The organism is Prevotella pectinovora (assembly GCF_000834015.1).
GTDB lineage: Bacteria > Bacteroidota > Bacteroidia > Bacteroidales > Bacteroidaceae > Prevotella > Prevotella pectinovora.
The window spans coordinates 25,159-33,678 of the sequence record NZ_JXQI01000029.1 but is presented as its reverse complement, the minus strand read 5'-3'; the positions used below and the strand labels follow the sequence as shown (position 1 = coordinate 33,678).

Sequence of the window (8,520 nt, the reverse complement as noted above, 5' to 3'; positions counted from 1 at the left end):
TTGCTTGTTTTCTTTTTGCAACACTAAGATAAGTGAAAATTCTGACATGGCAAAATCCTGGGCAACTTTTTGTTGCTCAGGAACTTATAAATAAAGTTAAATTATAGTGTTGCGGAATTAAGGTTTTAATTGCAATTTTATGGTCACTTATTTTGATACATGTGAGATTCTTGAAATGCTGTCTGAAGCATCTGTAAAGGTGTTTCTGGACGGCGGTTGGGGTGTCGATGCACTTATAGGCAGAGAAACAAGAATACATAACGACATCGATCTGTTCGTAGAGAAGAAAGACTATGGTAAGGCCATATCCGTGATTACCTGGAAGGGATACAGAGAAGTTGTAATGGACTATACGACCGATAGCCATACTGTCTGGAAAGATGACAACGGAAGAATAATCGATCTGCATTGTTTCGAATATGTCGAAGATGGAATTCTATATGACGGATACACTTTCCCAAGCGAAACTTTCTCAGGTAAAGGAAATATCGGGAATATTGAGGTAACATGCATAAACCCGGAGGCACAGGTACAGTTCCATCTTGGATATGAATACGATGAAAATGATGTCCACGACGTCCTGTTATTATGCAGAACTTTCAATCTTGAGATACCGGAGCAATATAAAACTCACATCTGATTCAATATGCTATGATTACTGATAGTTATGATATTGAAACTGAACCAATGATCAATCTGTTTGATTTCTACGGCAGACGTGGAGATTTTGCAGATATATGCCTGATAATATTCTCGAAGGAGATTCATCGGCATTTACTTGATTCCTACGAATCTGAAATTATTGCAACTATGCCGGCTTGCAATGGCGATACGCATATCTATAAAACAACTTATAAAGGAGTTACGATAACTTTCTACCTGTCAGGAATAGGTTCAGCAGTAGCATCCTCTCAATGTCATCTTGCAAGCTGGCTAACTGGAGCATCAAAGTTCATTATGTTCGGTTCCTGTGGCAGTCTTGACCGTACAACCACACAAGGTAGATTTATCATACCGACACAAAGTTACAGAGGGGACGGGTGTTCATATTATTTTGCAGCACCATCCGACTATATTGATATAGCCGCAAGCAAGGAACTTTCCATAATTTTCGACAAATTATCTGTACCATATATTACAGGTAAAATATGGACGACAGATTCGATGATCAGAGAAACAAAAGGACTTGTACGCAAACGTAAAGAAGAAGGGTGCATCGCTGTAGAAATGGAATTGGCTGGAGTTCAATCTGTGTGCGACTTCTACAATTTGAAGTTGTATGCTTTTTTTGAAACAGGTGACATTTTGGATACAAATGGATATGAAGCCAAAGGCTTGAACAATGCCAACCATAGTTTAAACAAACTTTATATTGCTTTAGAAACGGCAACCTACATCTGAAGTATATCAGAATTGTAAATTCCCATTTAGCGGACTATATAAAAAGTATTCCATAACCATCTATACGTGGTTTACGGAATGCTTACTTTATAACAATTAGGTTTACACTCGTTTATTTTGACGGTGCAAAGTTACTCATGCTATCTGGCTCCCACAACGGGCAATAGTGCACATTTTCAAGAAAATGACGTTTTCAAGAAAAAAAATATCCCTACAAACTTAGACTATGCCAAGTTTCGTAGGGATTTTGGAGGGTATAAACATTAGATTACTTCGTCCAGTGGTAGTGACTGTCGAGCATCAGGAAGATAGCCAAGCCGAAAATAACGAGTCCAAGGACAAAGAAGAACCAGAAGAAATACTGCACATAGTGTCCGAGGTAGGTTCCGTCGTACTCCTTGTACCTTTCCTGAACCCTTCTACGTTCTTCATAAAACATTTGATTGACCTCACGGATATGCTTCTGCATCTGAGTGGTCATCCATTCATGTTGTTTGTCGAACATGTCCTGAATCTTCTTCCAGTCAACATCATCGACTCTGACTGAAACCTTCAACTTGGTTGGGGCATCCTTCAGAACATTGTCAATGTGGGTATTGATGGTGTCAACCTTACCACTGATAGTGTCAACGGCATTGCCAAGAGCAGTCTGAGCTGAATTGTACTTACGGATGGCAGACTCCAGTTGAAGAGTTGCATTGATCCAAGTGTTGGTCGCTTTGTCAATGTTCTCACTCAACTGCCTGAGTTCAGGCGCACGACTGACAACAGCATCCTCGGCATCATGCTCTTCAATCTCTTCCTGGACTTCGTTCATCATGTCATCGAAGTCAGGCTTCTGCTCGTCATCTTCGATGAGTTCTTCTACATGTTTTGTTCTTCTCATTGATATGTAGGATTTGTCTAACGGTGGAATGAACGTCTTTTCTGCGGTGGCTTGCACATGGCATGAGCCATCTGGAGGCAACGGCGAGCCCGCTCACGCTCGTCTTCGTCATCATCCTTACCCCAACCAGAGGAAGGAGCAGAACCACCACCGCCACAAGATTCGGACACGGTTGTTGCTGCATCAATCATATCAAGGAAGAGAAGCATACCTACATGAGAAATGTCCTCTCTTGATGCAGTCATATCAGAATCAGGAACCTGAACCTCATTGAGGAAGATGTCCTTGACCGTGTTCGGAATATAGATTCTCTTCATTTCACCGCTAACATTGACATTGAAGGCAGTCTTGGTAGCAACTGGCAATGGCTTAGAATTGGACTGGGTAGGTTTCGTTGTCTGAGCAACATGGCGAGCAGGGCGAGCCGGTGAAACGGAAGGTGAAGCAGGTCGCATCTTGACCTGAGTAGGCTTAGGATGCATCTTCTTCCATGTGGCTTCAAGCTGTGATACCATGAACTTTCGACCGATGGCAGAAGCCTTGAACACTGAGGCATTCTTGCCGATGGTGTAGCCCACAAGTTTGCAGTTAGTAGTGTCATACCTTGGATTGACCTCATAGCCTCTCATGCGAAGCATATCAAAGTAACGGTCAATGTCGAAACTATCCATCTTCTGAAGGGTATATTCGCAAAACTCCGCTATATCTTGTTGGCGCATTTCACGAACCTCCTGAGGTTGCTCCCAACCATGCCTTGCGTTGATAATTTCCGCAGCCCTTATTGCTCTGATGTGAACATCGTGAACATCGTTGGTCTTGCCGTCATTATCCACACGGCAACAGTCAAGATGCAGGTGAAGGGTTCCAGACTTGGAATCCCGATGCAAGGCAGCAACACTCATAGAATTGCGGAAATTGGTCTTGACCTTCTCCTTAAAGCCTTTGGGTAAAAGTCCGACTGAATCCAAAGCTTCCAATCCTTCATCAGCGAGGTTTGCCCAGTCATCCAAGGTATAGTTCTCTGACTCTTCCTTGGATGGGGAGAGTACAAACGTGGTCATGAAGCGTTCCAACTTTCGCCCAACAGTCCTGTCCTGTTGATGCAACTGGCAGTGATGCTTCATCCGATACCAGATTTCGGTGGCATCGAGATAGTCAGGCATGTGGTTCACCTTGACCACGGTTGCATCCTCCTTCTCCATTGCGTACCTTGCGGCATTGCCGCCATAGGCTACTGGTCTTGCGAGTATAATCATTCGTCTTCTTGAACTTTGGTCAGTACAGGAGAAGTAAGGTTGTCTTCAATGCTATACCAGTGTTTGATGAGTCGTTCAACGGCTTCAATCCACCACTTCATGAACTTTGGAGATCTGAACATCTTCTGCTTTTCCTCGGGTGAAGCATCGTGCAACTTACTGCGGACTTTTATCAAGTCGGTACGTGCCTCAGTCAGAGAGTTCAGGGCTTTGCTTTCCTCTGGAGTGAGTCGCTGACGTGGGTGATGCTTCTTGCCAGTCTCAACGAGATACTTGCCTATGCTCATACCACATTCCTTAGCGAGTTTTTTCAGTTCCTTCCAGTCCTTATCGGTACAGCGGAAGGAATGCACCCTTGTGGGTGTCTTCTTGATAATCTTCTTTTTCTTAGCCATATCTTTGAATATGATTAAAGGGATGAATATAAATCAGTAAAAAAGAAGGACATAGGTCTGCGAGCCTGCGAGTAGCCCGAGAAACTTTTAGGACTGCATAAATTTGGTCACAAATAATGTAGTACAAAAGGATTTCTCGAAAAGTACCTCTTAAAAATCGGTCCTTTTACCTGCTAAGTTCCCGTCAGGGCTTAGAAAGTCGTTTCGGCTTGCCGTGTTGTCCTGTATCGGTAAACGTCCTTTGGGATGGTTTGGCGGTGCAGGTCGCATTCCTGAGTCCTCAGACGGCTATTTGTTGCCGTTCTGGTTGTAGTAGCCGTTAGGCTTCTGATAGCCGTTGAAAGGCGGTCTTTGATTGCCGTTAGGCTGTTGTGGCTGCTGTCCTCCTTGCTGAGAAGGTATCTGCTCATGCTGCTTCCCTTCATTCTGCTTGCCATCGGCTTCACCTTGGGGAGAAGGGCTGTCAGCAGACTGCGGGGAATTGTTTTCAGGAGGTGATGGTGACTTGTTGCCATCTGCTCCAGACTTACCCACATTGCCACTATCATTAGATTGTGGTGATTGGTGCGACACATTGCCAGTTGTCTGAGGATTGTTGCCCTCGGCAGAGTCATTGGATTTGTCATCGGCAGAAGCAGAACCTTCCTTGTCCTTCTTCTTGTCATCAGGATCCTCAGTGATGATGACCTTGGAGGCAGGAACTTCCGCATGGATGATTGCCGTACTGTCGTTATTGCGCTTTAAGGCAAAGGCATTCGACACGAACTTGGCATCAACATACCAGCCTGAGAGACAATGAAGGGTGTAGATGCGGTTATCTTCCACTTCCTGAGAAGAGAAAATGCCCACAGCCTCCATAGCATCCAACAGCTTTGGAACCGTCTTGCGGTCTTTGTCCCAGAGTTTGGCAAGTTGGGTATTGTCAACCATAACTTGACCTGCCAAGATTTCTACTTGCTTGGTCTTGCTGATTTGCACAAGTTTTGGAACTGGCTCGGCAAGATCCACAAGCGACATGAAGCATTCCATACGGTCAATCTTGTACTTCTTGCTTCGAAGATGCTTCAACTGCTCTTCAGAGAAAGTGAAGCAACGATGTAATTTTTTATCGTCCATAGTCTATGATATTATTGAAATGTAACCGAATAAAGGGAAAAGGAATATGCCATCAAAAAGAAGAGAATCACTGGATAAGTTCAACCAGGGATTTCTTCATGTCATCATCAATGACTCGGTATCGGGCAAAAGCAACGCTGCCTTTGGCATGACCAGACATAGAAGCAACCAAATCAGGGTCTTTGACCATGCGGTAAAGATTACCGATAAAAGTCCTTCGTGCAAGATGAGAGGTAGCCACATCTGAGATTGGCTTCTTCTCTTCAAGCCGTGTCTTAGGGTTAATCACAGTGACAACACGATTTACCTTGGCACGCTTCAAGATTCTACGGATAGCATCGTTGAACTTGAAGTTATAATGCTTGGGGAAGATTGGTTCATCATCACCATGGTCATGGCCATCAAGGATAGCCATAGCCTTGGGGATAAGAGGAACCCTTACAACGTCACCTAACTTGCCCTTGGTCTTGATGGGGATATATTCCAGAACACCGTCAATAATGTTCTTGGGGGTGAAGGTCACAAGATCACTATGACGGCATCCGACCATACACTGAAACACGAACATATCACGATACTCAGCAAGTTCTGCATCATCCGTTAGGTCTGCATCCAGAACTTGGTCACGCTCCTGAATGGTCAGGAAATATGGAGTGCCATAGAGTGCCTTGGGCATGTCATAGCCAAAGAAGGGGTCATTGTTTGTGACTCCCTGCTTTCGTACCCAGTTGCAGACGGTACGCATCAAGGTCATGTTAGTGACGATGGTATTCATAGATATGTCATAGTCAGAAGACAGGAAATCCGCAAACACACGAAGATCATCGGCAGTCATGCTGTCAATGTTCATCGGGTGTTTGTGTTCATCCTCAAAACGAGTAACCTTGTCAATCAGGCATCGGGTGTTGCACTCCTGATGCTTGCCGAAATGCTTGTTCTGAAGGTACCTCTCTGCCCAGATGACAAAGGATTTGCTTACCGCCATGCCACTGCCCATGCAATAGGCATTGGGGTGGTGATAGGCAAATATCAGTCGTCTTAGCCAGTCGGAGTTTGCTCCGATATAGTATTCCCTGGTTATGATACCTGTAATCTCCTTGACCTGTGAGTCAAAGAGGTTTCTGGTATCGTCATCCACAAGATTGACACGGCTCTTGTAGCCCTGTCGTTCTTGGCTCCAGTGATTGGGATTGATCTGAAGTTCGCTTGCGCACTTGACATCAAGCCCTTTGTCACGGACACGGAAGTACACCGAAGCACGGCTGTCAAGGTCGTTCTTCGATGTATCTTTCTGACGTATGTAAGCGGTAACTCTCATTGATATGTCTATGATATGACAAAAGGGAAAGAAGAAACTATCTGCGGAAATGCAGGTGACGATGCTCGGGATAGTCCGAAGCAATGTCCTTCAGCTGCTGTTCAAGTCGCTCGTTCTGGTATGGAGTGAGCGCATGGATAGCCTTGATGCAGACACTCTGCACAAGCAGGGTTCGTCTGCCGATAGTGTTTTCTTGGTCAATGCCCTTGTTGGCATGTGAAATCTCGCACAGTTCATTGAAGGCATCCTTCATACTGTGATAGCCTGTGCCATCCTTGGCATAGGTAACGGCAAGGCTGGCTACCTGAGCCAGTTTGTCGTTGTACTGCTGTTGATTGAAATCCTGATTCATAATACTCATTGATTAGTGGTTGGCAAGTTCATTCAGCTTCTGGGCTGCTGCCTCCTTGGTCTCAGCCTCAGACATGCTGCGGTTCTGACGCATCCACTTCAGAAGTTCAGCCTTCTCAAAGTAGATGAGTTTGCCGTTTGGACGGAAGAAAGGAAGCTCATGACGATGGGTCATCTTGTAGAGACTGCTCTTTGATATACCCATGAAAAGGGCTGCTTCTTCAAGTGTCAATACCTCCTTGGCTGCGCTGAGAGTGTTCTCCAGAACCTCGATGCGATGCTCAAATGACTCTACCTTCAAAAGAAGAGTCTCGTTGTCAATAGTCTTATTCATAATCTTGATATTTAGTTGTTTACGTTATCCTGAATGCTTGGTTTTGAGATAGCAAGCCCCTAAGGGTAGCGGAAACCACTACCTTGAATCAGGGCACTGCTTTTGATGAAATGAAACTGGTTGTTATCCTGAATCGGCTCGTTAGCCGTTATTCGTTATCCTGTATATCTATGACCTTGCGAGGGTGCGTGTTGGTCGCTGCCGTTCGCTTGGTTCGTGGAATCTTCTTGTTCTCGGTGTGTGGCTTGCGACTCCTGAATACCGTCTTGGTATTGGAGATAGCCTTGACCTTTTCCTCAGTCAGCACGTCTGCATAGACTGCGGTTGATTTGAGCGACTTGTGACCCATGAGTTTCTTGGTGGTCTCGATGTCACCAGTAGCCGCTTGGATCAATGTGCCAAAGGTATGTCGGGAGGTATGGAAGGAGATTGTCTTCGTGATACCTACCTTCTTGGCTATTCGTTTGAGAGCTGCATCCACATTGGCATGGGCAGGAAGGTGGAAAACCTTGTCATCCTTCTTGGGTGGCATCCATGCTTCTGCGGTTGAGCAGATTGGGACGGCATTGAGTTCCTTGGTCTTCTTCTGGACGATTACAAGTGTGTTCGTTACCTCGTTCCTCATGATGTTTGACCATCGCAAAGCCCTTATGTCGCTGATGCGTAGTCCTGTAAGGCAAGCGAAGCCAAATGCCAACTGGGTTTCCCTGACTCCGTTAGTCTCTTCGGATGCCATGAAGAGTTTGAGTTCATCGGGTGTAAGGTACAGCTTGTGACCAGACTTTGGCTTGGAGATTGTGTCTTCCTTCTCCAACTGATAGAAGGGGTTTGCCTTCAACTTGCCAGTCTTGACTGCCTTGTTGAATACTGCGACAATGCGTTGCTGCATGTTCCGCAAACTGGCATTACTCAACGGCTTTGCCTTGACTCTCACATACTTCTGAGGTACATAGTCATTCTTCAGCCAAAGAAAGAATGCCTTGAACCATGTCTTATCGAACTTCATCAGAGTGATGTGCGGTCTGCGTTTGGCTTTCAGAAACTCCTTCATGCGTTCTTGAAGGTATTGAGTCTGCTCGACAGTCCTCTTGGAATATTCGGGATTGCCGTCCATCCACTCCATGTAAGTCTGGATCCAGTCAATGACTTCGGGTGAGTCATCGTTGGGAATGTCGGGTACAACCATCAAGTGACCTTTCTCGGGAATGGTCTCGGGATGAAGGACGCGCTCGGCACGAATCTCCTGCGCACGTTTCAAGGTAGCCTCGTTGCGTTCCTTTGTCTCTTGGTTAATCTCAGGGATTAGGTAGAGGGAAAGGAACTCAAACTTGCGCTTGCCATTCTCATAGATGTCAAGATACAGGCTCTTGTTGTCGTTTTCAAGGTCTTTTTGTCGAAGTGTGATGGTCATATCAATGATTGTTATAATTGGTTATACCACTGGGGTGAAACACCACCCTGGT

At 45.3% G+C, this 8,520-nt stretch carries 10 protein-coding genes; 2 read left to right on the top strand and 8 right to left on the bottom strand.

All coding sequences use genetic code 11. The features are described from left to right. Positions 1-139: 139 nt before the first annotated feature. Both ST42_RS04275 and ST42_RS04270 read left to right on the top strand, forming a co-directional pair. Positions 140-640, top strand: a complete 501-nt coding sequence (locus ST42_RS04275; RefSeq protein WP_044065270.1) for a nucleotidyltransferase domain-containing protein — start codon at positions 140-142, stop codon at positions 638-640. 11 nt (positions 641-651) lie between these two features. After that, complete coding sequence (locus tag ST42_RS04270; RefSeq protein ID WP_042520252.1) at positions 652-1,401, top strand: nucleoside phosphorylase; 750 nt, start codon at positions 652-654, stop codon at positions 1,399-1,401. Positions 1,402-1,669: 268 nt separating this feature from the next. On the opposite strand, the gene ST42_RS04265 is transcribed toward ST42_RS04270, so the two are convergent. The 8 genes from ST42_RS04265 to ST42_RS04230 all read right to left on the bottom strand — a co-directional run bounded on the left by ST42_RS04265 (position 1,670) and on the right by ST42_RS04230 (position 8,468). Next, a complete protein-coding gene (locus tag ST42_RS04265; protein ID WP_005812828.1) occupies positions 1,670-2,287 on the bottom strand; it encodes a hypothetical protein in 618 nt (205 codons plus the stop codon). A gap of 17 nt (positions 2,288-2,304) precedes the next feature. Beyond that, the gene (locus ST42_RS04260) at positions 2,305-3,543 is read right to left on the bottom strand and encodes a hypothetical protein (RefSeq protein ID WP_006743467.1); all 1,239 of its coding nucleotides are present in this window, start codon (positions 3,541-3,543) and stop codon (positions 2,305-2,307) included. Beyond that, on the bottom strand, positions 3,540-3,938 hold the full coding sequence (locus ST42_RS04255; protein ID WP_005812832.1) for a plasmid mobilization protein: 399 nt from the start codon (positions 3,936-3,938) through the stop codon (positions 3,540-3,542). The genes ST42_RS04260 and ST42_RS04255 overlap by 4 nt, the downstream gene beginning before the upstream one ends. Before the next feature lie 288 nt (positions 3,939-4,226). Next, positions 4,227-5,054, bottom strand: a complete 828-nt coding sequence (locus ST42_RS04250) for a hypothetical protein (RefSeq protein ID WP_005812835.1) — start codon at positions 5,052-5,054, stop codon at positions 4,227-4,229. Between the two features lie 67 nt (positions 5,055-5,121). Next, complete coding sequence (locus ST42_RS04245) at positions 5,122-6,372, bottom strand: site-specific integrase (protein WP_006743468.1); 1,251 nt, start codon at positions 6,370-6,372, stop codon at positions 5,122-5,124. A 37-nt stretch (positions 6,373-6,409) separates the two neighbouring features. After that, positions 6,410-6,724: a hypothetical protein gene (locus ST42_RS04240; RefSeq protein ID WP_006743469.1), complete on the bottom strand. Its 315-nt coding sequence runs from the start codon at positions 6,722-6,724 to the stop codon at positions 6,410-6,412. A gap of 12 nt (positions 6,725-6,736) precedes the next feature. Further along, a complete protein-coding gene (locus ST42_RS04235) occupies positions 6,737-7,057 on the bottom strand; it encodes a helix-turn-helix domain-containing protein (protein WP_006743470.1) in 321 nt (106 codons plus the stop codon). A gap of 148 nt (positions 7,058-7,205) precedes the next feature. Further along, on the bottom strand, positions 7,206-8,468 hold the full coding sequence (locus ST42_RS04230) for a site-specific integrase (RefSeq protein WP_006743471.1): 1,263 nt from the start codon (positions 8,466-8,468) through the stop codon (positions 7,206-7,208). Positions 8,469-8,520: the final 52 nt, after the last annotated feature.